Annotated in this window: 23 protein-coding genes; 15 read left to right on the top strand and 8 right to left on the bottom strand. The window is 62.3% G+C overall.

Going from position 1 to position 22,576, the window contains the following annotated elements; genetic code table 11:
• Nucleotides 1–5: 5 nt before the first annotated feature.
• Nucleotides 6–1,580, bottom strand: coding sequence for a hypothetical protein (locus DM826_RS05465; protein WP_120102340.1), 1,575 nt, complete (start codon nt 1,578–1,580; stop codon nt 6–8).
• Nucleotides 1,581–1,965: 385 nt separating this feature from the next.
• Between DM826_RS05465 and DM826_RS13140 the strand changes: the two genes are divergently transcribed.
• The 5 genes from DM826_RS13140 to epsC all read left to right on the top strand — a co-directional run bounded on the left by DM826_RS13140 (nt 1,966) and on the right by epsC (nt 7,068).
• Nucleotides 1,966–2,622 carry a hypothetical protein gene (locus tag DM826_RS13140; protein ID WP_205738802.1) on the top strand — a complete coding sequence of 219 codons (657 nt, stop codon included), beginning with the start codon at nt 1,966–1,968 and terminating at the stop codon, nt 2,620–2,622.
• A gap of 3 nt (nt 2,623–2,625) precedes the next feature.
• Nucleotides 2,626–3,783, top strand: a complete 1,158-nt coding sequence (locus tag DM826_RS05455) for an ATP-binding protein (protein ID WP_120102338.1) — start codon at nt 2,626–2,628, stop codon at nt 3,781–3,783.
• Nucleotides 3,780–4,487, top strand: a complete 708-nt coding sequence (locus tag DM826_RS05450) for a hypothetical protein (RefSeq protein ID WP_120102335.1) — start codon at nt 3,780–3,782, stop codon at nt 4,485–4,487. Before DM826_RS05455 ends, DM826_RS05450 begins: the two co-directional genes overlap by 4 nt.
• A 50-nt stretch (nt 4,488–4,537) precedes the next feature.
• Nucleotides 4,538–6,112: a serine/threonine-protein kinase gene (locus tag DM826_RS05445; protein ID WP_120102333.1), complete on the top strand. Its 1,575-nt coding sequence runs from the start codon at nt 4,538–4,540 to the stop codon at nt 6,110–6,112.
• An 80-nt stretch (nt 6,113–6,192) separates the two neighbouring features.
• Nucleotides 6,193–7,068 carry a serine O-acetyltransferase EpsC gene (gene epsC, locus DM826_RS05440; protein ID WP_120102331.1) on the top strand — a complete coding sequence of 292 codons (876 nt, stop codon included), beginning with the start codon at nt 6,193–6,195 and terminating at the stop codon, nt 7,066–7,068.
• Nucleotides 7,069–7,109: 41 nt separating this feature from the next.
• On the opposite strand, the gene DM826_RS05435 is transcribed toward epsC, so the two are convergent.
• Nucleotides 7,110–7,850 carry a queuosine precursor transporter gene (locus tag DM826_RS05435; RefSeq protein WP_120102328.1) on the bottom strand — a complete coding sequence of 247 codons (741 nt, stop codon included), beginning with the start codon at nt 7,848–7,850 and terminating at the stop codon, nt 7,110–7,112.
• Entirely contained in the window at nt 7,843–8,016 is a 174-nt protein-coding gene (locus DM826_RS05430) for a ribbon-helix-helix domain-containing protein (RefSeq protein ID WP_120102325.1), read from the bottom strand. Before DM826_RS05430 ends, DM826_RS05435 begins: the two co-directional genes overlap by 8 nt.
• 348 nt (nt 8,017–8,364) lie before the next feature.
• Between DM826_RS05430 and DM826_RS05425 the strand changes: the two genes are divergently transcribed.
• Genes DM826_RS05425 through DM826_RS13395 form a run of 6 tightly spaced genes read left to right on the top strand, consistent with a single transcriptional unit; the run spans nt 8,365 to nt 13,674 of the window.
• Nucleotides 8,365–9,519, top strand: coding sequence for a substrate-binding domain-containing protein (locus DM826_RS05425; protein ID WP_120102322.1), 1,155 nt, complete (start codon nt 8,365–8,367; stop codon nt 9,517–9,519).
• Nucleotides 9,519–10,352 (top strand): phosphonate ABC transporter ATP-binding protein, encoded by an 834-nt coding sequence (phnC, locus tag DM826_RS05420; RefSeq protein ID WP_120102319.1) that lies wholly within the window; start codon nt 9,519–9,521, stop codon nt 10,350–10,352. The genes DM826_RS05425 and phnC overlap by 1 nt, the downstream gene beginning before the upstream one ends.
• Nucleotide 10,353: 1 nt before the next feature.
• Complete coding sequence (gene phnE, locus DM826_RS05415; RefSeq protein WP_120102316.1) at nt 10,354–11,154, top strand: phosphonate ABC transporter, permease protein PhnE; 801 nt, start codon at nt 10,354–10,356, stop codon at nt 11,152–11,154.
• Nucleotides 11,154–11,948, top strand: a complete 795-nt coding sequence (phnE, locus tag DM826_RS05410; RefSeq protein WP_120102314.1) for a phosphonate ABC transporter, permease protein PhnE — start codon at nt 11,154–11,156, stop codon at nt 11,946–11,948. Before phnE (DM826_RS05415) ends, phnE (DM826_RS05410) begins: the two co-directional genes overlap by 1 nt.
• 46 nt (nt 11,949–11,994) lie before the next feature.
• Complete coding sequence (locus tag DM826_RS05405; RefSeq protein ID WP_120102461.1) at nt 11,995–12,660, top strand: HAD family hydrolase; 666 nt, start codon at nt 11,995–11,997, stop codon at nt 12,658–12,660.
• Nucleotides 12,661–12,693: 33 nt separating this feature from the next.
• Nucleotides 12,694–13,674 carry an EamA family transporter gene (locus DM826_RS13395; RefSeq protein ID WP_449405069.1) on the top strand — a complete coding sequence of 327 codons (981 nt, stop codon included), beginning with the start codon at nt 12,694–12,696 and terminating at the stop codon, nt 13,672–13,674.
• Here the strand turns inward: DM826_RS13395 and tatC (DM826_RS05395) are convergent.
• Entirely contained in the window at nt 13,590–15,806 is a 2,217-nt protein-coding gene (gene tatC / locus DM826_RS05395; protein WP_120102311.1) for a twin-arginine translocase subunit TatC, read from the bottom strand. The two genes, DM826_RS13395 and tatC (DM826_RS05395), sit on opposite strands and share 85 nt — an antisense overlap.
• 125 nt (nt 15,807–15,931) lie before the next feature.
• On the opposite strand from tatC (DM826_RS05395), the gene tatC (DM826_RS05390) reads away from it, so the two are divergent.
• The gene (gene tatC, locus DM826_RS05390; protein WP_120102309.1) at nt 15,932–16,942 is read left to right on the top strand and encodes a twin-arginine translocase subunit TatC; all 1,011 of its coding nucleotides are present in this window, start codon (nt 15,932–15,934) and stop codon (nt 16,940–16,942) included.
• A 23-nt stretch (nt 16,943–16,965) separates the two neighbouring features.
• Here tatC (DM826_RS05390) and DM826_RS05385 read toward each other — a convergent pair whose 3' ends face one another.
• Nucleotides 16,966–18,858, bottom strand: a complete 1,893-nt coding sequence (locus DM826_RS05385) for a hybrid sensor histidine kinase/response regulator (RefSeq protein WP_120102307.1) — start codon at nt 18,856–18,858, stop codon at nt 16,966–16,968.
• A 67-nt stretch (nt 18,859–18,925) separates the two neighbouring features.
• Nucleotides 18,926–19,210 carry a glutaredoxin family protein gene (locus DM826_RS05380; protein WP_120102305.1) on the bottom strand — a complete coding sequence of 95 codons (285 nt, stop codon included), beginning with the start codon at nt 19,208–19,210 and terminating at the stop codon, nt 18,926–18,928.
• A gap of 60 nt (nt 19,211–19,270) precedes the next feature.
• Between DM826_RS05380 and DM826_RS05375 the strand changes: the two genes are divergently transcribed.
• Entirely contained in the window at nt 19,271–19,903 is a 633-nt protein-coding gene (locus tag DM826_RS05375) for a histidine phosphatase family protein (protein WP_120102302.1), read from the top strand.
• A gap of 22 nt (nt 19,904–19,925) precedes the next feature.
• Here the strand turns inward: DM826_RS05375 and DM826_RS05370 are convergent, their stop codons facing one another.
• Nucleotides 19,926–21,296, bottom strand: coding sequence for a geranylgeranyl reductase family protein (locus DM826_RS05370; protein WP_120102299.1), 1,371 nt, complete (start codon nt 21,294–21,296; stop codon nt 19,926–19,928).
• Between the two features lie 186 nt (nt 21,297–21,482).
• On the opposite strand from DM826_RS05370, the gene DM826_RS05365 reads away from it, so the two are divergent.
• Nucleotides 21,483–21,767, top strand: a complete 285-nt coding sequence (locus tag DM826_RS05365; protein WP_120102297.1) for an AbrB/MazE/SpoVT family DNA-binding domain-containing protein — start codon at nt 21,483–21,485, stop codon at nt 21,765–21,767.
• Complete coding sequence (locus DM826_RS05360; RefSeq protein WP_120102294.1) at nt 21,764–22,159, top strand: PIN domain-containing protein; 396 nt, start codon at nt 21,764–21,766, stop codon at nt 22,157–22,159. The genes DM826_RS05365 and DM826_RS05360 overlap by 4 nt, the downstream gene beginning before the upstream one ends.
• 15 nt (nt 22,160–22,174) lie before the next feature.
• On the opposite strand, the gene DM826_RS05355 is transcribed toward DM826_RS05360, so the two are convergent.
• The gene (locus DM826_RS05355) at nt 22,175–22,570 is read right to left on the bottom strand and encodes a hypothetical protein (protein ID WP_120102292.1); all 396 of its coding nucleotides are present in this window, start codon (nt 22,568–22,570) and stop codon (nt 22,175–22,177) included.
• Nucleotides 22,571–22,576: the final 6 nt, after the last annotated feature.

Raw genomic sequence — 22,576 nt, 5'->3', positions numbered from 1 at the left:
GACCGCTACCGGAACTCGAAGGCAACGCCGTCCTCGTCGATCGAGAACACTTCGCCCTCGTCGTCGGCTTCCAACCGGGAGAAAGCCTGTCTGACGACGTGGCGGTCATACCCCGTCTCCTCGGTGGCAGCAGTAAGTAGAAGCGTTTCTCGGCCAAGTCCCTCCAGATACTGGGCCCGGAGAGTGTCAACGCAGTCGGCGACAGCGTCTGCCTGAACCGCGCGCTCAAACAGATCGGCGTTTTCGCTGACGACAGAATCGGTCGAATCGTAGATGAGGTCGCCGCGCTGGAGATCGATCAGGCAGACGCTCACGTGGGGGCCGTAATGTGTTCGGCTGAGATCATCGTCCTGCACGTGGCTAATAACACGATCTGTCCAGCCGGTTGGCGAGGCGATCCCAAGCAGGGACGGGGCTGCGCGGTCGGCTGCCTCATCGACCGTCTCACCGACGATGGCGACGAGGTCATCGACGCCGGCCGGGGTTGCATCGACGCCTTCGCTGGCGTGCTGGGTGAGGTGGGAGTAGACCGTCGCCTCGATGACCATCCGCGTCTCGCTGGTGAGGCCGAAGTACTTCGAGTCGGTGATCGCGTAGCGCGCCGTCGGGTTGACCGGATGGGCCGCCACGTCGCCACCGTTCGTATCGAGGAGGTCAGCCATGCGATCACGTTCGTTTCGGCGGCTACAACGACCCGCCCAGTAGCCATCAGGAACCGAAAACGACCCATCAGGCAAGTGGATCACGTCTGCCTCCTGCATCGAGGTCTCGAAGCGGCCGAGATAATCCAACTCGAAAAGCCGGGCGGTCGCGGCGGTGACGGTATCGCTGTCGGCGGCCGTAGCCGCAGTCCGGGTGTCAGTCGGCGAACTACCGGTGCTGTCGGCTGATTGATCACTGGCGTCGGCAGCGAGGGCAGCAGCGCCTGCCCCGCCGGCGGCATCGGTCGGGCGACCGCCGGGTTCCGCGGGTTGCTCGACGTCGTCGAGTGCGAGGTCACCGCCAAGGGTGTCGAGGCCGTGAGTCTCAGCATAGAGGAAGATCGCCTGGCGAACACGCTCGCGACGTTCCTCATACCGGTCGAGCAGGCGGTCGATCACATCCTGTTGGACATCCGGGTTTTCCAGCAGGGCGTCGATGTTGGCGACCGTCGAGTCGGCGTACGTCTCCAGCAACTCGGTCACCTCCCCGTCTAATCGCTGGATACGCGCTTCGAGTTGCGATTCATCCAGCGTATCGAACCGTTTGAAGCGATCGAAGTCGACGACAGCCTGGAGTTCCGGCTCGATGAAGTCGTCAGCGATCGATTCCGGCACCTCGCCCTCGGCGTAGAAGCTCGCCGCCAACAGCAACCGCGCGAGGCGGAGTTCGCCGCGCAATCGATCCTCTTCGCTGCTGGTCAGAAACCCGTTGCACTCCTTGGTGAACTCCCAGCGGAGAGCCTCCTCGTCGCGTGTGATCGATTCATACCGGTCGAGTCTGGCAAGCTCCGGCATCCGCTGGAGGGCGGCGAGATCCTCGTTGAGGATGCGATCGGCGGCGTGAGTGAGCTCGGTGAGCCAGTCTTGACAGTCGGTCATACGAAAGCGGTAGGAGCGGCCGGCCGGACGACCAGCAGCCGCGAATGGAGGGTAGCTTGGGGCGTCCCCGCCGGCGGTGTCGCCGACGATCCCCCACGCGCCGCTGTCGATGGCGGCGACGACGGCCGTCCCTGAACCAACAGGGGAGTCGAGGGGAAGATCATGAGACGCCTGATAGTCTCATAAATGTATGTTTTCCTCACTAATAGGTTCACTGTTGGAGCGCTCCAACCAGTTGCGGATGCCAGACGATACTCCAGGTGTGCCATGAGCTGGCCATCACGCCATCACAACGACTGAGATCCCGATATAGCAGCATGCGCGACCCGCTAACCCCTTACCCATGGGCAAAAGGCATTATACCTCGAATCCATAGAGGAAGATAATGGACATTCGATCGTGGGTACAAGAGCGGTTCGGCACCGCCGACACGGCAACGCTACTCGATGAAAGCGTCTACAGTCGGACTGAGCTCCGGAAGGATAAGACGAAACTCGAACAGAGCCTCAGACAGATCGAATCCGAGATGGACAAACACGCCGAGCGGTATCAAAAGCTGCTCCAGAAGGGCGCGGAGGCCGATGAGTTCCGCCGCCAGCAGTACGCCCAGAAGGCCAAATTCGAGAAGAAAAAATACGAGGTCAAAAAGAAAAAACACAAAACCAACAGCATCAAGCTCGGCACCGTCATCTCTATCGAGGGGATGCGTGAGGTATTGGCGATGCACAACGGCGACGGCGAGTCATACGAACTCGATCACCTCTTCGATGACGAACTCAACGCCCAAGAACTCCAACGAGAGGTGATGGATCAGATGGCCGAATTCGGGCTTGAGATCGAGGATATGAAGCAGGTGCAGGAGGCCCTCGACGTGGAAATCCTCGATCAAGATCTGGAGACCGGAGCCGACGAGGAACTAGAGCTCATGGAGGAGATGGCCGCCGGCGACATCAACCACGAACAGGTCGATATCGACGACACCGTCGAGGTCGAACCGGATGACTTCGATGTCGACATCGAGGACGGCGAGCCAAGCCTCTAACCCATGTCGCTGAAGCGGAGTGCCCAGAAGAGCCATCTCGAATCCGAGTACGAGCGCTACCGGAGCCACGCCGAGGCCGCCCGCGAGGAGGGCCAGCCGTCGGCGGCCGCCCGCTACTACCGGCAGTGTGTCGGCGTGCTTGAGGATCTCGCTGACCTCGAAACCAACCCACGGCTGGCCACCGAGCGCAAGGAGTTGGCGGCCAATCTTGCAACCGCGGCCGAACGGCTCGAAAGCGACAAGCCGCTTGTCGACGAGGGCGGTGGCAGCACCGGTGGTTCGGCGACCACGACGACAGCCACCGGCGACGGCACCACAGCCGACCAACGGGGCGACGCCGACGACACCGGCACCGATCCCGAAACGTTTCTCGAACCCCCACCGGAGATGGATTTCAGCGACGTTGGCGGGATGACCGACCTCAAGGAGACGCTGAAAGATCAGGTCATCGACCCGCTGCAACGGCCTGAGTTGTACGAGGAGTACGATCTCGGCGTCGTCAACGGCGTCCTCCTACACGGCCCGCCGGGCACCGGCAAGACGTACATCACGGAGGCACTGGCTGGCGAGTTGGGGTACAACGTTGTCATCGCCCAAGCCTCAGATATCACCAGCTCGCTGGTCGGGGAGGCCGCCGACAACATGGCCGACCTGTTCGCGGTCGCCCGCGACAACCAGCCCTGTCTGCTCTTTCTCGATGAGATCGACGCCATCGCCGCCGAACGCAGTGGATCGACAAACAAAACGATGAGCGAGAGCCAGATGATCACCCAGTTCCTCACCGAGATGTCTGAAACGAAAGGCGAGGATGTGGTGGTCGTTGGCGCAACAAACCTGCCGGAGGAACTCGACGGCGCGGCCTGGCGGCGGTTCGACGAGCGCATCGAGGTGCCACCGCCGGATGCGACGGCGCGGGCGGCCATCCTGCGGATTCACCTCCGGGATCGACCGGTCGTCACCGACGAGATCGATTGGGAGGAGATCAAAGTACAGACCGATGGCTACGTTGCCAGCGACCTCGAGATCATCGCCTCGACAGCCGCACGCAACGCCCTGAAGCAGGCCCGGGATGCCGACTCGGTCGTCCCGATCTCACAGGCCCACCTGACAGCCGCCATCGAGGCAACCGACCCGAGTTTGGACGCGTGGGATGGGGGATGAAGCGATATCTGTTGTCGGATCCGGCCAGCGAGGACGCAACCCCGACCCGCGTGCCGATCGACTCGCGGGTGGGGATCTACCGGCTCGGCGACGGCAGTAAGACGATCGTAGCCGAAACCGACGGCCAGCGCGTCGACCTCGGCGTCCGTGATGCAACCGTCTCACGAAAGACGGAGGGCCGACCCCCGGTTGAACTCTCGCCGATCTCACGCGGGATCAGCGTCCGCAACCACGGGAGCACGAATCCGGTCAGCCTCAGCACCAATCTCCGAACCCACACGCTGACGGCGGGTGACGCCGCCGCGATCACCGACGACTGTCGGCTGACAATCGGCATCAGTCTCACGCTGCAGGCTACTGTCGAGCGTGAGGGCTCTCAACGCAGTCCAGCAGCCGAGCAGGCCGCTGGCGTCAGCCCGGCCGCCCACGCCAGAACGCTAGCCAACGCGTTGCGAGCCGCCAGCACGGACTCGGTTGCCGAAAGCCGGAGCGTTATCGCCGAACTCCAGTCGTTTCTTGCCTCACACCCGCTGGACTCGTCAGACTACAAGGAGATCAACGCCCGTGTCGAACAAATCGAGCGACGCCTCGACAGCAAGGCGGGCGGCCTCCACCACACAGAGGAGTTAGACGAAGAGTGGCAGGCGGAACTGGCTGCTCTCAGCGACCGGATCGAGGGGCTCTATGCCCGAGCGTCGGGCTGAACACTGTCGGAGTGCTAACCTCTATACGAATCCAGTCCTAAGGTTGAGGCATGCCACCGTCGCGTCGCCCGGATGTCTCGTCCGTGGCGAGTCCGCCACGCCGGTCGCTGACGTACGACGATCTCCAGATCGTCGACCGGCTTGGTGGCGGCGGCCACGCCACCGTCTACAAGGCGAGGGTGACGACACACGCTGAGCCGCGGGTGGTCGCGGTCAAGGAGCCGACCCACGAGGAGCGAACACTGCCGGCGTCGGCTGCCAAGGAGTTTATTCGCGAGGCCCAGACGTGGCGGAAGCTCGATACCCGAGAGCGTGAAAAACAGCTCTACACCGACTACGAACACCTTGTCGGCGTTATCGACACCGGCGAGGAGTTGCCGTGGATCGCCATGGAGTACATGGACGGCGGCTCGCTCGGCGACCGGCTGGCGAGCCGAAGCGAGCCATACGAGATCCCAGAGTTGCAGTGGATCATCGACTGCATTGCCCGCGGGGTTGAACTCGCCCACTACGAGGGGATCTCGCATCTCGATCTCAAGCCGGAGAACGTGTTGTTCCGGACGACCGAGGCCGGCATGTGGGATGTCGCTAAGATCGCCGACTGGGGCACCTCCTCGCGGCCCTTAGAGGGCAGCACCGACAGCGGCGTCTCGGTCGCCTTCAGCGCACCCGAGCAGTTCCATCCCGACCAGTTCGGCGAGCCGGACTCGATGACTGACATCTACCAGGTCGGGGCGATCATCTACACGCTAGCGGTCGGCGAGCCACCCTACGAGGGGAGCCAAATCGAGATCTCACAGGCGGTCGTCGACGGACCGACCCCGCCAAGCGAGCACCGTCCCGAGCTTCCGACCGAACTCGATCAGGTGATCGAACGGGCGATGGCCCCGGACAAACAGGATCGATTCAGAACCATCCGTGATCTTGCTGCCGCGATCGCCGATGTCCCGGATCCAACGGTACAGCCAGCCGACGGCGGCCGGCCAGCCGATACCGGTGTGACAACCGATCGCGCGTCGCCGGTCGGCGGGGGTCAGCCCGGCGGCATCGGCGGCCCAACCGGGCCATCGGGGCCGACAGTGCCCGGCGGCGAGTCCGAGGGTGAGCTTGAGGAACGAACCGGGCCGATCCCGAAGGCGATCGGGACGATCGATCTGCCGCCATCGAGACAGCCGCTTGAGGTTATCGCCAGCGACGATGGCTATCTCGTCCGAGAGTACCGCCGGAATCCAAGCGAGGCAACGGTGTTTTCCCGCCATGACCGGCGGATGATGGCAATGCGAACCGCCTCGAAACAGCTGACCAGCGACCACCATCCCTGCACGCTGCGGTGGGATACCCCAAACAGCGTCGGCGACATCTACTGGAACGAGCACTTCGAGTCCCTGCGGGTCGAGTACAGCGATTTCCTTTCGTCGTGGCTCGTCGTGCCGTCGACCGACCGGTTCGCCTTCGCCTCCGCGCCAAGCGCGAAAAAGGCCTACAAGTACGGCAAACGAATCCAACAGGAATACGATTTCAAGGAACTTGAGGTCTGTTCACGCCGCGGTGAGGTCGAGAAGGTTGTCGAACACCGATTTATCAGGCACTCGCTGACAAAATCCGGCGTGAAGTTCAATCGATAACATCGCGGCGGGCGACTCGCTGTGCTCGGCTGTCGCACGAACGCGAGGTACTAAAGTTCTCAGAGCGCAACTATCAGCCAATGGAGTACACGTATACCGGTACCGCCCACGAGTCGTTGGTTGAGGCCTACGCGGCCGACGATGACGACCGGTTCCGGACACACCAGCAGTCAGCGTTTCCCGAGCGAGCGGCGACAGTCGAGGAGATCGGTTTGCTCCGCCAGCTGCTGTTTCCGGGCTGTTGGAACGGGTCAGAGCTCGTTGGCGACGCCGACGCGGTCAGCGAAACGCTCGATCAGTTAGGCCAACGGTTCTGTCAGGGGATTCAGCCGTATGCCAACCAGTGTCTGGCAACGGTCGTCACCAACGTCCTCGATCAATTGCCGACGATCCGGGAGCTCCTCAAACGCGACGTCGAGGCCGCCTACAAGGGCGATCCCGCCGCCAAGAGCTACGTCGAGATCATCCGCTCGTACCCGGGCTTTCATGCAACGATGGTACACCGCGTTGCGCATGCGATCTACGAGGAAGGCGAGGGCGTCTACGCTCGGGAGCTCTCGGAGGCCGCCAAAAGCGTCAGCGGGATCGACATCCATCCCGGTGCGGAGCTCGGCGAGTACTTCTTTATCGATCACGGCAGCGGCGTCGTCATCGGCGAAACCGCCGAGGTTGGCGACTGGGCGCGCATCTATCAGGAGGTAACCCTCGGGGCGCTTCACTTTGAGGAGGATGAAAACGACGAACACGCACTCAAGAAAGGGTACAAACGTCATCCGACGATCGGCGACAACGTCGTCCTTGGGGCCGGAAGCAAGCTCCTCGGCCCGATCACCATCGGTGATCACGTGAGCATCGAGGCCAACGCGTGGGTGACCGATGACGTGCCAGATCACACGACGGTCTTCATCAAGCATCCTGAACAGGAGCGGAAAACACGACCGCCGGAACAGCGGTAGTCGGCAGCGAGCCGATCGCTGTTTTGCTCTGCCGGTGTCGATCAGTTCCCGAACGCAGCGGGGTTCGGTTTATCCCTCACGCGGCCGACCAGCCGAACGACCAGATAGACGACCGGCGTGTCGAGCAGGGCGATCAGCAGTTTCAGCAGGTATTGACCGACGATGAGTCCAATCAAGAAATTCGGATCCTCCACGCGGCCGATCCCCAGTAGCATAGGCGCGAGATAGAAAGCGATCCCGATGAAAATCACGGTATCGATGGCCTGACTGCTCGCCGTTGAGGCAATATTTCGCAGCCAGAGATGCCCCTGTCCGGTGAACTCACGTATCTTATGAAAGAGGATCACGTCCCAATTTTGACTAACAAGATACGCTAGCAGGCTCCCCAAGACGATGTTGGCACTAGGGGCGAGAGCGGTACTGAACGCTTGGTTCACCTTCGGAATGACCCCGGGTGCTTCAAGCGTTGAAAACACCAACAGCAGGACGACAAAGTTGAGTGCGAAGCCAACATTGACCATGATCTGGGCGGCCCGGCGACCATAGAGCTCTGAGTAGCAGTCCGAGGCAAAGAATGTCAATGCATACGCAAGTGCCGCGCCAGGAAGGGTAATAGAAGCTCCGACGACCGGTAGCTCCAGCCCAAACGGCAGCGGGAGGGCTAACAGCTTCGCGGCAGTCACCTGTGCGGTCACCAATGCGGTGACGAACAACCCAAGCAAGGCAACCTGGCCGACTGCTTGCCGGTCGGTGCCACCGCCGGGCGCAGCAGCATTACTCATCGTCGATCCGCCCCTGTCTGGCGTCAATCTCATCAAGCTGATCCAGCGTCTTTCGGATCGAGGCCCGTACCGCTTCACTCCGATTGACGAACTTCTTGCCCTCACCGACATGGGCGTCGAGATCCGCAAGCAGCTCATCTGGCACCTCCACGCTTATCTTGGTCATCGCTGGGTAATATCCCAAGAACATATTTGTACGTTCCGACCTCGGCGCGTCAGTGCCAGAACCACAATAGATCAGTATATATCACTCATAGCGACGTTTTTGTCTCTCACTGCTGAACGGCGTCAGTGGGCGTGTCATCTCACCGCTTGCTCCCGCTGTCCGTCGTCTTCCAGACGTGCCACGACACGCCCACCCGTCGCTGTCCCGTATATAGATCTATTGTGATAGCTAGTCCACTATAGCGTTGCTGTAGCGGTAGCTATCGCTACCCAGCGGTTGAAATCACTCTATCGGCCAACATATAACTATTACGATAGTTCAAGGGCGAGAAGCTGTTTACCCCACCTGATGGCACCCAACGATCGACGACGACAGTTCCTGAAAGGTTCGGCCGCCGCACTGACGATCGCTGTTGCCGGCTGTACCGGCTCCCAATCGACAAGTACCGATGACGGATCGAGTGGTGGTGGCGAGGATCCGTTACTGGCAGACGCCAGCTCGTTCGACCCTGCAAACCCCCAATGGGAGGAGAACAACTACCTCTCGACGCCGTTGGTCGACAAGGGGTATGAACGCGGTTCGGAAGCCGATCTCGAAAACATGGGGAACCGTGAGGTCGAGGAAGTACCGCACGGCGATCCGGTTCGGGAGGCCCCCAGCGACGAGGGCGAGTTCCTCGATCCCGACACCCTCGTGTTCACCGTCAGCCCAAGCGAGGACGTCCAGGGGCGCTACGAGGATGATTTCGCGGCGCTGTTCGAGAGCATCCGCGAGGAGACCGGCAAGGAAGTCGAGTTCAACAAGGTCAACAGCTACGCCGCCTCCGTCGAGGCGATGCGCTCGGAGCGCGCCCATATCGCCAACTTCTCGACGGGGACAACGGCGTTTGCGGTCAACCTCGCCGGCGCCGTCCCGTTTGCGGCCGGGCTCACCGCTGACGGAGCCTTCGGCTATCGGCTGTTTGCGACGACCCGAGCCGACGCCAACAGCATCCAGAGTGTGGAGGACTTCGGCCGCGACGACGTGACAATCGGCCACTCCGAGCCGGCCTCAAACTCCGGCCATCAAGCCCCGTCGGCACTGTTCGATCAGTACTTCGATGTGACACCTACCGAGGATTATGAGGTGAACTTCTCGGGCGGGCACGGCAACACGACCCGTGGGATCGCCAACGGCGACTACGACGCCGGCCCGATCTGTTCGACCTGTTTCAAGGACACAGTCGATGCGAACAGCAGCCTCTCGTACGACGATTTCAAGGTTGTGTGGGCTTCTGCACCGTTCCCGAACGGCCCCATCGCCTACCGATACAACCTCCATCCAGACATCGTCGAGGGGATCGAAGCGGCATGGCTCGACACTGATTACTCCGGAACCGCCTATGCCGACCGGACGGGGTACAATCAGTTCGTCCCGATCACCTACCGCAAACACTGGAAGGACATCATGGTCATCCAGCGGTACAACGACGTCAACTACACCCAAAGCGCGCTGGGAGAATAATGCTCCACGTCACCAACCTACAGAAGACCTACGACACCGGCGACGAGGCGCTGCGCGGTGTCACCACATCGGTCGAAGGCAGCGAAACCGTCGCGATGATCGGCCCAAGCGGAGCCGGTAAAAGCACCTTCATCCGCTGTGTCAATCGACTCACCGAGCCCAGCGGTGGCGAGATCGACCTCGACGGCACGGAGCTAACGGCGCTCGACACCGACGACCTGCGAGCCGCCCGCCGGGATATCGGGATGATCTTCCAGGAGTACAATCTCATCGAGCGGCTCACCGTTATGGAAAACGTGCTTTCGGGCCGACTGGGCTACGTTTCGGCGTGGCAGGCGTTTCGGCGGTCGTTCCCGCCGGCGGATATCGAGCGCGCCTACGAGATCCTTGAGCAGGTTGGCCTCGGTGAGATGGCCGACAAACGCGTCGATGAGCTCTCTGGAGGCCAACGCCAGCGGGTCGGCATCGCACGCGCGGTGATCCAAGAGCCGAAGATCCTGCTGGTCGATGAGCCGACCTCCAGTCTCGATCCCGAAACCTCAAACACCGTCATGCAGCTGCTGACCGACATCGCCGCCGATCGGTCGATCCCGGTGTTGATCAACATCCATGAGGTGAACCTTGCGCTCGATCACGCCGACCGCATCGTCGGCCTCCATGACGGCGAACTCGTCTTCGAGGGGACACCCGACGATCTTGATGAGGAAGCTCTGGATCGCGTCTACCGCGGAGCGGATGTCCCCGATACGACAACTGATGGCGAGAAGCCAACTGAGACAGACGATCAAGAGGTGCCGCTGACGACCACCGGATCGGCGGCGGGAGGCGTCTGACGTGGCGACGGGTGAACGGACGTGGCAGCGGCCGACGATCTTCCGCACCCGGCGCGTCAAGTGGGCCGTCTACGCCGGCTTGCTCGCGTTTTTCGCGTGGTCAGCGGTTGGCATCGGGTTCGACCCAAGCCGGGTGCTGCAGGGGATCGGTAACACGGCGGTACTCATCGGCGACTTCCTGCCGCCGGATGCGACCGCCCGCGAGTTCGACCGCATCATCGCCAAGATGCTCGAAAGCGTGGCGATGGCGATGGTCGCTACCGTCACCGGGATCGCCGTCAGCATCCCCATCGCGTTCATGGCTGCCGAGAACATCTCGCCGAAACCGCTGTACGCGCTCAACCGCGGCTTCATCTCGATCTCCCGGGCGTTCAACGCGATCATCGTCGCCATCCTCGCGGTCAAGGCCGTCGGCTTCGGCCCGCTGGCCGGCATTATCACGATCACATTCAAAACAGTCGGCTTCTTCTCGAAGCTGTTGGCCGAGGATATCGAGGATATCGATATGGGCGCGGTCGACGCCGTGCGAGCCACGGGGTCGTCGCCGATCCAAACGCTGCTGTACGGTGTTGTGCCCCAGATCATCCCGCGGTTTGCCGGTTTGTCTGTGTACCGCTGGGATATCAACATCCGCACCTCAACGGTGATCGGCATCGTCGGCGCGGGCGGCATCGGCTCGGTGCTGTTGACAGCGTTCAACCGCTATGACTACCAGTACGTCTCGGCGATCCTGCTGTCGATCATCGTCGTCGTGTTGTTCGCTGAGGGCGTCAGCGCGGTTGTCAGACGGAGGTACCAATAATGTCGACGGAACAACCCAGTTGGGAACGGTTCGACCGTCGCCGCCGACTCGGCCGGTTCATTGCGGTGCTTACCGCCGCCGTCGTCGTGATCGCCTCCTGGCAGTTCATGGATATCGGTGTCGTCGACCCCAACACCGTCCCACGGGAGATCGCCGACCTCCTGACGCGGATGTATCCACCGGATGTCGCATACACACCCCAGATCATCGGGCCGCTGATCGAGACGATCCATATCGCCGCGCTCGGAACGGTCGGCGCGCTGGTGTTGTCGATCCCGGTCGCGCTGTTGGCCGCCGAAAACACCACGCCGAACGCGGCGACCTTCTGGCTGGGAAAGCTGATCGTCACCGTCAGCCGCTCGGTCAACACGATCATCTGGGCGTTGATCTTCGTGGTAACATTTGGCTCCGGGCCGCTGGCCGGCGCGGTCGCCATCGCCTTCCGATCGGTCGGCTTCCTCGGCAAACTGCTCGGCGAGGAGATCGAGGAGATCGACTTTGGCCAAGTTGAAGCCGTCCGGGCGACCGGGGCCTCGTCGCTGCAACTCCTCTTGTACGGCATCTTACCGCAGGTCAAGCCTGCGCTGATCGGTCTGGCGATCTACCGGTGGGATATCAACATCCGGGATTCGACGGTGCTTGGCTTCGTCGGTGCCGGCGGGATCGGCGTCCAGCTGTTCCAGTCGGTCAACGCCTTCGCCTGGCAGTCGACCGCCATGATCCTCCTGATCATCCTCGGCGTTGTCGTCGTCACCGAGGGGCTGTCAGCCTACACGCGGGGGTTGGTGCGCTGAGATGGCCCACCGACAGGTAGATGCGGCCGCCACCCCAGCACCCGATATGACCGACGGCGACCAGCTCCTGTTGTTCGATATGGATGGCGTCATCCTGGAGGGCCACGGCACCGATCCGGCTGTCCACGACGACGCACTCGACGAGGCGATCGCCGAAGCCGGACTCGGCGTCGACGACGATACGCGATCGCTGTTGGCCGGCTACAAGTACGACACCGAGTTTGTCCGCGGCTGTGAGCGTCTCGGGATTGATCCCGTCGCCTTCTATCGCCGGCGGGAGCGTCACAGCGCGAGCCACACGATCGATCGGCTTGCGGCCGGCGATCGAACGCTGTATCCCGACAGCGACGCGCTCGATGGGTTCACCGACGACTACACCCTCGGGCTCATCAGCAACAACTACGACGCCGTCGTCGAATTCGTCGTCGACCACTACGACCTCGATGGGTTTGCCTACGCCCGCGGCCGCGAACCCGGCGTCGGTGGTTTCTATCGGCGTAAACCGAATCCGCACTATCTGCTGGCCGGCCGGGAAGCTCTCGGCGGCACCGACGGCGTCTATGTTGGCGACCGCGCGACCGATGTGATGGCCGCACGGCGGGCGGGGTTGGACGCGATCTTTATTCGCCGACCGCACAACGGCGACGTGTCGCTGCCGGTCGAGCCACGCGCCACGATCGACTCGTTGACCGCGCTGGGCGAGCACCTGTAATCACGTGACCCGGAGTCGCAGGTCGCCGCCCCGATGACGGGCGGTCTCGTCGCCGCCGTCGCCGCGGCGGTGCTGCTGGGCAGCTATCTCGTCGGCGTCAAGCGGTATTTCAGTCACTATCCGCCAACACTGTATCTCGCTGTCGTTCATGCTGTCGGGCTCTGTTGGTATCTTCCGATCGTCGTCGCAACGGGCGGTGTCGACGACCTTTTGCCGCCTCTGACGGCAGCCGAGACGGGGTTGGTCGTCGGCACGGTCGGCCTCATTGCGGTCGCGCTGGCGGCCTTTTATCACGCCTTAGCGATCGGCGACGTGTCGTATGTCGCGCCGATCAGCAAGATCGTCCCCGTCTTTGTGCTGCCGCTTGAGGTGCTGTTGCTCGGCCAGCGCCTCTCGGGGGTACAGGTCATCGGCGTCCTCGTCGCCACGACTGCGGTGTATGTTGCTAACTACCGCGGCGGGTCGCTGCTGGCACCGCTTCGAACGGTGGTTCGGCGGCGTGACGCGCTGCTTGCGCTCGCCAGCGCGGCCGTTTTCGGCGTTGTCGATGTCGGTAAACGGGTAAGCATGCAGGAGTTGGCCGTCCCCGCCCGTGCGTTTGTGATCCTGACGCTGGCGATCGTCCCGATCGCGTTGCTGCCGTGGGCTCTCCGCCGGCGAGGCGGGGGGCCTTCGCGGCGACCGCTGGAAACTCCTCCTTGCTGGTGGCGTCCTCGCAGCGGGTCAACACCTCGTTTCGGTGGCCTTCGTCGCGCTGCCGGCCAGCGTTGTCTCGCCGGTCGTGAACACCCAGGCCGTCATCGCGGTCGTGCTCGGAAGCCTGCTACTCGGAGAACCACATCCGAGACTACGGCTGCTGGCCGGCGGGTTGGCGGTTGTAGGTGTGGTGCTCGTCTCGATCGGCTGATCAACCGAATCGACGCCACCGATCAGCTGACGATATCAGCCGGCGGCGCGAGGTTCCGCCGGCCGCCACCCGTCACCAGGAACAACACGAGCAGGCCAACGCCGTAGGCCGCCATCAGCGGCACCGTCACAAGGAACATCGTCACGATGTCGGCCGGAGTCATGAGCGCGCCGACGGTGAGCATCCCGACGGTGACCTCCCGCCAGCGCGTTCGCATCGCCCGGTAGGGGATACCGGCTCGATTGAGCAGGAGCATCAGAATCGGTACGTCAGCCAGCAGCCCGATCCCGACGGTCGTGAACAAGATGAGCCAAAAGAAGTCGTTGATGCGGTAGGTAAGCAGCATGTCGTAGGCCCGCGCATCGGCGACAAGATAGGAGATGATCGCCGGCGCGATGTAGAAGTACCCGAGCGCGAGACCGCCGAGCAGACCGGCGGTCAACGAGCCAACCCACAGGAAGACCACCGATTGGCGGCCGCGCACCGCACCGATTTCCCGCAGTGCGGGCCAGGCGTAGTAGGCGACCATCGGCACTACGGCAACGGCCCCGGCCAGCACCGAGAACTTCACCATGAACAGCAGGGCTTCGACCGGATGGAGCGTGATGATCTCTAAGGCAGTTTCGCCGACAAGTTCCGGCGGGAGTCGACTCAGGAAGTTCTCGCGGACGGCCCCCAGTCCGCCGATGTAGAACCAGGTAAACGTCGCCACCAGCACGATCATAAACGTCGCTACCAGCCGGAAGGATTTTGATCGCAAGCTGCCGGCGACGAAGGCGATATCGGTGTAGTAGCCGCCGATGTCGTCGGCGTCCTGCTCGCCGTCGGTGAGTTCACTGAGGAACGAATCGCCGGCGCGGCTGGCGCGATCACCTAGTCCCGGTTCAGCGGCAGCGTCATCCGCCCCATCGCCGCCGTCCGCATCGCCACTACCCTCGCCGTCGTCCTGGGCTGCCTGTCGGGCCTCTGCCGTTTCGTCGAAGCGATCGAGGATCGCCTGGGCTTTGGCCTCGTCGCCCTCGTCGATGGCCTCGCTGGCGTACCGCATCGCCTCGTCTTCGCTGAGTTCGATAAACGCCTCAGGCGGGGCCGCCTTGATCCCACCAGCATCCAGCGTCGTCAGATCTATCGCGGTCGGATCGCCGAACTCGCCATCGGGATCAACCTCAAGCCCGGCGTAGATCAGGGCGGCGAGACCGCCGACCGCGAGGAGCACGGCGACGATTCCCCCGTAGATCGCCATCGCTGTCTGTGGGTCGACGCCGAGGCCCGCGCCAGGCGGGAGAACCCGGTAGCGGCTGTCGATCAGCGGATACGATAACACGGCGTTGACCGCGCCGCGGCCGCCGTAGATGTAGAACGCATACGGCAGGATCGCGCCGACGACAGCGAGCCCGGCAAGGACGTTCCAATGGGCACGAAGCGTCGCTCGGATGTCGATCTGGTCGCTGCCGCGTTTGGTCGTGACAATCACCTTCGCTAGATAGAGGCTGAGTCCGTAGAGAATGACCAGCGGGATCGCCCACATGATCTGGGTGAACGGGTCAGGCGGCGAGAAGACCGCTCCGAAGACGAAGATGCCGACGACGGCGTGTCGCCACTTGTCGCGGAACGTCTCATATCGAACGATCTCGGCGTAGGAGAGGCCAGTGATCGCCAGCGGCATCTGCGCCGCGAGGCCAAACGACAGCGTCAACAGGACGATAAACTCCGTCCACAACACGATCGAGTACCGCGGCGCGAAGCCGGCCTCGAAGCCAAACTCCGCCAGAAAGCTGAACATCACCGGGAAGAAGACAGCGTAGCCGTAGGCTGCCCCGCCAATGAACAACGCGGCCGCAAAGCCAACAACCGTGGCCACCTTCCAGCGGGCCGCCGGCAGTTGTCGCCAAACACCCCGTCGCTTGAGCGCGTCGCGGGCGAAGTACAAAAATGCTGGTAGGGCGACGATCAACCCGACAACAAGGCCGATCTTCGCCTGCAGGAGAATCACATCAAACGGGGTTTGGGCGATGATCTCGAAGCTCTCACCGACCTCTGCCCGCATGCGGGATTCGGTGACGGTGCGGAGAAAATCCCAGATGTAGAGCCGCAGGGCATAGAACGTGCCGAGGAAGCCGAGAAGGAAGACGATAAAGACCTTCTGGAGATCCTTCTGGGCCGACCGCAACATCGCCCGCCCGGTTGCGGTCGCCTCGCCGAGCGCGCGTTGGGTGTCGTCGTCGAGCGCGCTTGCCATACCGGAACCCAGTCGGGTCGGCGTTATCAACGTTGTCTCTCGGCGCGAGCAGTGGTCAGCGACAACAACCACCGCCAGCCGAATCCGAAAAGGCATATACCCACAGGGAAGCCTTGCCTAGTCGTATGGCCGAGTCGCCGGATGGCAGCGATGATCCACCCGACCGCGAGGAGTCACCACCAGCGGACGGTGAGCCGTCGGCGCCCGCGGCTGACGGCAACGCTGCCGATACTGCCGATGCTACCGCCGAGGGCGACGAGGTAGAAACCACCGACGAGGCGGCTGCAGCGTCGACTGCTGAGGCGACACCACCAGCGAACCCGGCCGCCGACGGCGGCACCGGCAACTCGGTTGCCGCCGACCAGCCGCCAGCCACGGCCGGCGATGCGACCGTCGAGGAGGGCCTCACCGGTGAGGGGCCGGCCACCGACGAGGAGATGCCGCTGGCCGACCACATCGAAGAGATGATGCGGCGGTTGGGGCTCGTGTTCCTCATCGGCGGCATCGCCTTGGCGATCGCCTACCCGTTTGCGGGCGATCTCGTCAACTATCTGTGGTCGGTGCATATCCCCGAACCGGTGACAAATCGCCCGCGGCTGTATGGGCCACTGGAGTTCATCCTCACGAAGCTCAAGGTCGCCGGGCTCGCCGGGTTGATCGTCGGACTCCCGATGTTTGTCTATCAGACCTACCGCTTCATGCGGCCCGGGCTGTATCCGACTGAGCGACGCTACTACCTCGCAGCCGTGCCGACGAGCCTCGTGTTAGGAACACTCGGCGTGTTGTTCGCCCACTTTGTCGTCCTTCCGTTCGTCTTCGCGTACTTTACGACCTACACCGCCGAGGCCGCCGTCATCGCCTTCGGACTCCAAGAGACGTTCAACCTGATCTTGGTGTTGATGGGGTGGATGGCGATCATCTTCCAGATTCCGCTGTTTATCATGTTGGCGATCATGATGAACCTCGTGACTCGACAGTGGCTTGAGGCCAAGCGACTCATATTTTGGGGCTCGTTCCTCGGGATCGCGTTCCTCTTCAGCCCAGATCCGACCGGGATGGCACCGATCATCGTCGCGCTCACGATGGTTGTCCTGTTTGAGGGCACCCTGGCGTTGCTCCGGTGGACGGGCAACTGAGCGGCGACCGGACGTGTCAGCGCTCACTCGAACGCGACGCCGGTAATATCGAATCGGGCACCACCAGTCTCACTGTCGCCGACGCTGATCTCCCAGCCGTGGGCTTCGATGATCTCCCGGACGATCGCTAGCCCGAAGCCGGTGCCATCCCGGTTGGTCGAGTAACCGGTTTCGAAGATCTGCTCGCGTTTGTCTTCGGGGATCCCCGAGCCATCGTCGGCGATGTAGAAGCCGTCGTCGGTCGTCGCGACGGTGATCGACGCGTTCTCGTCACCGTGTTCGACCGCGTTCCGAAACAGATTCTCGAAGACATCAGCCAGCCGGCTGGGATCGGCCTGAAACGTGACGTCACAATCCGCCTCGATTGTCGCGTCGGCAGTCGCAACCGTTCCCCAACACTGGCTGACGAGGTCAGCCAGGGCGACAGGTTCGGTCTCACCGACGGTCTGGCCCTGCCGCGCCAACAGTAGCGCGTCGTCGATGAGTTCCTCCATGCGGGTGAGTGCGCGGTCGATGACGTCGAGTTGATCGCTGTCGCAGTCGTCGGCAGCGAGTTTGAGCCGCCCGCTGGCAACGTTGATCGGATTGCGGAGGTCATGGGAGACGACGCTGGCGAACTGGTCGAGGCGATCCCGTTGGCGAGTGAGTTCGTCCTCGCGGGCTTTGAGCCGCTGGAGTTGGTCGATCCGGGTGAAGGCCTCGGTGACGGTGTCGGCCCACAGTTGGACGCGCTCGGCGTCGGCCTCGCTGAACGCGTCGGGCTCCGTCGAGCCGATATTTATCAGCGCGTACTCACCCAGCGGGACGATCAGTTCGCTGCTGATCGGTGTCTCCGGGTTCGCCCGGTCGGGGTGGTCGGCCATCGTGGTGATCCGCTTGGTCGCCCCCTCCTCGAAGGCCGTCCACGACAGCGACTCCGTATCCGGCGAGTACGTCGGTGGCTCGTCGATCAATGACTGGCCGCGTTCGGTCTGTGCGATCGGTTCAAGCTGGTCGTCAGTCGCCAGCCAGACGCCGGCGGTATCGAACGCGAAGGCAGACTCAAGGCCGTCGACGACAATCTCCGCGGCGGCTTCCGACGTCGTCGCCTCCAACAGCCGCCGGGTGGTTCGCTGGAGTCCTTCGAGGGTGACGGTGTACTTCGCCAACCGGCGTTCATTCTCTTTGAGGGCGGTCACATCGGTGATGAACCCCTCGAAGATGCCCTCGCCGTCCTCGATGGCGACCTGCTGGCCGTGCTCGTTGACCCACTTCTCGTCGCCGTCAGCGGTGACAATCCGGTAGGTCAACTCGAAGGTGTCACCATCTTCGAGTTGGGAATCGACCGCCTCGCGGACAGCCGCCCGGTCGTCAGGGTGGATGATGTCCGAGCCCCAGGTGACCTCCCCGGCGACGAGCGCGTCAGCCGGGTAGCCGATCAAGGATTCGCAGTTGCCGCCGACAAACTCAGTGTCCCACTCGGGGGTCTCCCGGGTGCGGTAGACAACCCCGGGTAGCGTCTCGACAAGCGTCTCAAACTGGCGGCTGTAGGCTTGCCGTTCGACCGCGTTGGTGATGCGTTTCGCCAAGACAGCGGGGCTCTCAGTGAGGTCGTCTTTCGGAATGTAGTCTGTGACGCCGGCGGCGATCGCGTCGCTGGCGATCGATTCGTTGCCCTTTGCGGTCAGCAGTATCACCGGCAGGTCGGGATAGCGGCGTTGTACCACCGAAAGCAGTTCAAGCCCGTCCATCTCCGGCATCTCATAATCAGTCACCAGACAGTCAAAGGGCTCCTCGGCGAGAGTTTCCAGGGCGGCGTTCGGGGTGGTCTTGGTGACGACGGTAAACGGCTCGTCGTGCTCCGCAAGATAGGCGGTGACGATCTCACCGTACTCCGGTCTGTCATCAACATGGAGCACCCGGATCGGACGAAACATCAGACAGCCAAGGATTACACCACCATCCACATAAAGCAGGTCGTAAGCGAGCTGACCTATGAATTCACTATTCTGTTGGTGATGAATCAACAGAGTCTGCGGCCGCCCGGAGTTTCGTTCGGAGTTCAGCGGCGTGGACACGATAGCTGAAGGCGTCCTCGCCGTCGATCAGAATGTGTGGTACGCGGTCGCCGTAGGTGTCGGCTAGCTCCGCATCGGCGTCGACATCGATCTCCTCGACCGTCACGGCGACATCGGTATCGTCGACGACGCGGTCGATCGTCTCCATGGCTGACGCACAAAGGTGACAGTTCTCGCGGCTGTAGACCGTCATCTCGACCGGATCGCTCATAGCGACCCAGAGGGCAGGGAGGGTAGCAAACGTTACGACTCGTCGGCCGCGAGCGGTGGTATGGCGACGCTGGTTGCCGTTCGGCACGGCGAGACGATGTGGAACCGCGAACAGCGGGTGCAAGGATGGGCACCGGTCGCCCTAACAGAGACGGGTCGCCGTCAAGCCGACGCGCTCGCGGCAACTGTTACCGATCAGTACGCGGTCGACCGGCTGATAAGCTCTGATCTCCGGCGAACACTAGAGACCGCGCGGCCACTGGGTCGAGCCGTCGACTGTGAACCGACGCCGGATCGTCGCTGGCGAGAGCGGGATTTTGGCGTTCTCCAAGGGCTCAGCTACGGCGAACTGTTTCTCGGCTATCCTGAGTTTGCCCTCACTGAGGTTGGGTACACAGCCGCAGAGGCACGCCCTGAGGGCGGCGAGAGTCTCATCGAGCAGCGCGACCGCATCATCGACGCGCTGACCACTCTCGTCGACGATATGGACAGCGACGAAACCGTCGTCGTTGTCACCCACGGCGGGCCGCTGTATCTGCTACTGGGATGGATCAAAAACCTCGATATCGTGGCGACGATCATGGAACAAGAACAGGGCAACTGCGCGATCAACGAGATCGAGGTCGATACAGAGAGCGGGAGGTTAGCGGTTCAACGCGAGAACGATACTCGGCACGTCGACAACGACACGTAGATCAGAAAATAGCCGGTCGATCTCAGTACTTCGGCTCCGCGCCCGTCACGTCGTAGACTGTCTCCATGAGTTCGTCGCGCTGTCGTTGCCAGGCTTCGAGCGCGTCAGGGCTGGATGGGTATCGCTCGTAGTGATCGATCACCTGCTCGGCGACCTGTTTGACCTTGTAGAAATCGAGAATCTGTCGCCAGTAGCCAAAGCTGTTGATCGCGGTTCGGGCTGCCAGCAGCGGGCCCATTGAGGTCTTGCCATCGTAGAGCGCCTCGGCCAGTTTCTTGCCCGGCAGCGCGGCAAGGAGGCCCATCAGGTCGTCGACATCGACCGCCGTCGAGAGGATGTTGTACACGTCGAGGCCGGCGTAGCGCGCGCCGAAGTGCTCCATAACGCGCTCGTTGTAGTGCCAGAGCGCGTCCTCGCTCACGTCGCCGTCTTCGATGGCCTCGACGGCCTGCTCGGCGGCGTACTGGCCGGCGTAGGCTGCGCCGGCGATCCCACCGCCGGTCGTCGGGTTGACGTGGGCGGCGGCGTCGCCGACGGCCATGTAGCCCGGTGCGACCGCCGAGTCGTAGGTGCGGCGGGTCGGCAGGGCCGCGCCGAGTTTGTCGGTGACCTCGGCGTTTTCGAACTCCTCGCGGTCGCGGAGGTCGTCTTTGAGGTCGTCGATCATCTGCATCGGCTCCTCGTTCATCTGGAAGCCCAGTCCGGCGTTGATCTCCGTCGACGTACGCGGGAAATACCAGAGGTAGCCCGCGGCGCGCTCGGTCGGTTTGAACACGAGGGCGTCGTCCCACTCAACTTCCTCGTCGACCTCGACGATCTCTCGGTAGGCCGAACAGAACTGCGAGTACCGGACGTTGGTGTCGAAGGTGGCGTCCTCAAAGTCGGCTTTGTCTTGCAAGAGTGAAAGCGCGCCCGCGCCGTCGATGATGACCTCGGCGTCGTACTCGACGGGGTCGCCTTTTCGCTTGCCGACGACGCCCGTGACCTGGCCGTCGTCGGTCTGTTTCACATCGTTGACGACGGTGTCGTAGTGGAGCTCCGCGCCGGCCTCCTCAGCGCCTTCGATCAGGAGCTTGCCGTATTTGAGGCGGTCGATAACCGCGAGTTCACCCGGGACAGGGATCTCCAGTACCGTGTCGTGGCTCGGGATCTCGAAGCGACCGTGATCGACGCCCGTGTTCGTGAAGGCGGGTTCGATCTTTGATTTCGGGATCGCACTCGGGAACTTATCCGCCCCTTTCAGCGCGTCACCACAGGCGATATGGCCGGCCTCCTCGGCGTCTTTACGCTCGATGATAACGGCATCGAGGCCTGCGTTGGCGATGGTCGCCGCCGCATAACAGCCGGAGGTACCCGCGCCGACGATGGCAACGTCGTACTCGTGAGTCGTCATTGTGACGACTGAACACCCGAGGGCGAAAACTCTTTATTTCGACAGACTGGTCAGTCCACAGCACTGTCAGCAGCGTCAGCCAGGTCGTTCCGAAACAGTTCCAGCGTCGGGTTCGGCGACAGTGTTGTGGTATGAATTTGATATCTATGGGAAATATCTTTGTTCGTTCCATACAAACGAACTGCTATGTCAGTCGAAACGGACGCCAACGGTCGGCTCTATTTACCGGCGACACTGCGCCAAAAGTACGGCGAGAAGTTTCACGTCGTCGAATACGAGGATCGGATCGAACTCATCCCGATTGCGGATGACCCGTTGGCTGCGATCCGCGAGGAGATCGGGGATGCCCTCGACGGCCAGTCGAGAGCTGACCTTCGTGAGGCTGCACACAGTGCAGCAAAAGCCGAAGCCATCGACGATGTCGGCGATGCTCGGGACGTTTCTGAGGGTGCGACGGAGCCCACTAAATGACGGTCTTCGTTGAGACCGATTTCCTGCTCGCGCTCGCAAAGGACGATGATTGGTTACAGCAAAGCGCCGAGTCAGTTTTGGCGTCCAAAGAAGTCGTTACGTCGCCGTTGGCGTATCTCGAATTGCTTCTCGTGTTGGAACGCCATCAGTTCGACTACGCACGGCTGTTCGCCAACCTCCTTGATCTTGTTCCTGTTAGTGATGACGAGGAGCGACAGGTGGTGCTGAAGGCAGTGACGTACTTCGAGGAGGGGCTGACACCGTTTGATGCGTTCCACGCTGCGACCGCCGAAACACGCGGGCTTCCGATTCAGTCATCCGACGGTGCCTACGAGGAAGTCGATCCCGACCGACGACCACTGGAACCGGACAACGCCGAATCCGATGGGTAAGCAAGCAGCTGACTGCTATATCGACACCGCCCAGGCTCGGTAGTCCGCGGGGTAGCCGAAGGCTTGCTGAAACACAGCATCGAAAAACTCAGCCAGCCGCTCTGCGTCGGAATGGGTCGTGATGTTGACGTGGGTGCCCTCAGCTTCCTCGGGACTTTCGAGATCGTCGATACGAAAATCGGGATACTCACCGAGGAGTTCTTTCAGGCGATCAAGTTCGCAGTCAGTGCAATCAAGAGCAACTGTGGTGCCGCCGAACTGAATCCACGGCACCAGGTCGTCGTCGCTGTCAGGTGGTGTTTCATCGGGTTCGAGCGTACAGAATTCGCTGCCGCGCTCACGGTGGGCCGTGACGGTCGCCGCGAACAACTCTTTGCGGCTCTCGGCCTCGGTGGCGTCAAATCTGGTCATACAGAT

It is taken from the genome of Halonotius aquaticus (assembly GCF_003605575.1).
Lineage (GTDB): Archaea > Halobacteriota > Halobacteria > Halobacteriales > Haloferacaceae > Halonotius > Halonotius aquaticus.
The sequence above is the reverse complement of the archived record's forward strand: the minus strand, read 5'-3'. Positions and strand labels throughout refer to the sequence as shown.

Bases quoted from the DNA above. Each gene is read 5' to 3' on its own strand.
- DM826_RS05465 (WP_120102340.1), bottom strand. From the start codon at position 1,580: ATGACCGACTGTCAAGACTGGCTCACCGAGCTCACTCACGCCGCCGAT.
- DM826_RS13140 (WP_205738802.1), top strand. From the start codon at position 1,966: ATGGACATTCGATCGTGGGTACAAGAGCGGTTCGGCACCGCCGACACG.
- DM826_RS05455 (WP_120102338.1), top strand. From the start codon at position 2,626: ATGTCGCTGAAGCGGAGTGCCCAGAAGAGCCATCTCGAATCCGAGTAC.
- DM826_RS05450 (WP_120102335.1), top strand. From the start codon at position 3,780: ATGAAGCGATATCTGTTGTCGGATCCGGCCAGCGAGGACGCAACCCCG.
- DM826_RS05445 (WP_120102333.1), top strand. From the start codon at position 4,538: ATGCCACCGTCGCGTCGCCCGGATGTCTCGTCCGTGGCGAGTCCGCCA.
- epsC (WP_120102331.1), top strand. From the start codon at position 6,193: ATGGAGTACACGTATACCGGTACCGCCCACGAGTCGTTGGTTGAGGCC.
- DM826_RS05435 (WP_120102328.1), bottom strand. From the start codon at position 7,850: ATGAGTAATGCTGCTGCGCCCGGCGGTGGCACCGACCGGCAAGCAGTC.
- DM826_RS05430 (WP_120102325.1), bottom strand. From the start codon at position 8,016: ATGACCAAGATAAGCGTGGAGGTGCCAGATGAGCTGCTTGCGGATCTC.
- DM826_RS05425 (WP_120102322.1), top strand. From the start codon at position 8,365: ATGGCACCCAACGATCGACGACGACAGTTCCTGAAAGGTTCGGCCGCC.
- phnC (WP_120102319.1), top strand. From the start codon at position 9,519: ATGCTCCACGTCACCAACCTACAGAAGACCTACGACACCGGCGACGAG.
- phnE (WP_120102314.1), top strand. From the start codon at position 11,154: ATGTCGACGGAACAACCCAGTTGGGAACGGTTCGACCGTCGCCGCCGA.
- DM826_RS05405 (WP_120102461.1), top strand. From the start codon at position 11,995: ATGACCGACGGCGACCAGCTCCTGTTGTTCGATATGGATGGCGTCATC.
- DM826_RS13395 (WP_449405069.1), top strand. From the start codon at position 12,694: ATGACGGGCGGTCTCGTCGCCGCCGTCGCCGCGGCGGTGCTGCTGGGC.
- tatC (WP_120102311.1), bottom strand. From the start codon at position 15,806: ATGGCAAGCGCGCTCGACGACGACACCCAACGCGCGCTCGGCGAGGCG.
- tatC (WP_120102309.1), top strand. From the start codon at position 15,932: ATGGCCGAGTCGCCGGATGGCAGCGATGATCCACCCGACCGCGAGGAG.
- DM826_RS05385 (WP_120102307.1), bottom strand. From the start codon at position 18,858: ATGTTTCGTCCGATCCGGGTGCTCCATGTTGATGACAGACCGGAGTAC.
- DM826_RS05380 (WP_120102305.1), bottom strand. From the start codon at position 19,210: ATGAGCGATCCGGTCGAGATGACGGTCTACAGCCGCGAGAACTGTCAC.
- DM826_RS05375 (WP_120102302.1), top strand. From the start codon at position 19,271: ATGGCGACGCTGGTTGCCGTTCGGCACGGCGAGACGATGTGGAACCGC.
- DM826_RS05370 (WP_120102299.1), bottom strand. From the start codon at position 21,296: ATGACGACTCACGAGTACGACGTTGCCATCGTCGGCGCGGGTACCTCC.
- DM826_RS05365 (WP_120102297.1), top strand. From the start codon at position 21,483: ATGTCAGTCGAAACGGACGCCAACGGTCGGCTCTATTTACCGGCGACA.
- DM826_RS05360 (WP_120102294.1), top strand. From the start codon at position 21,764: ATGACGGTCTTCGTTGAGACCGATTTCCTGCTCGCGCTCGCAAAGGAC.
- DM826_RS05355 (WP_120102292.1), bottom strand. From the start codon at position 22,570: ATGACCAGATTTGACGCCACCGAGGCCGAGAGCCGCAAAGAGTTGTTC.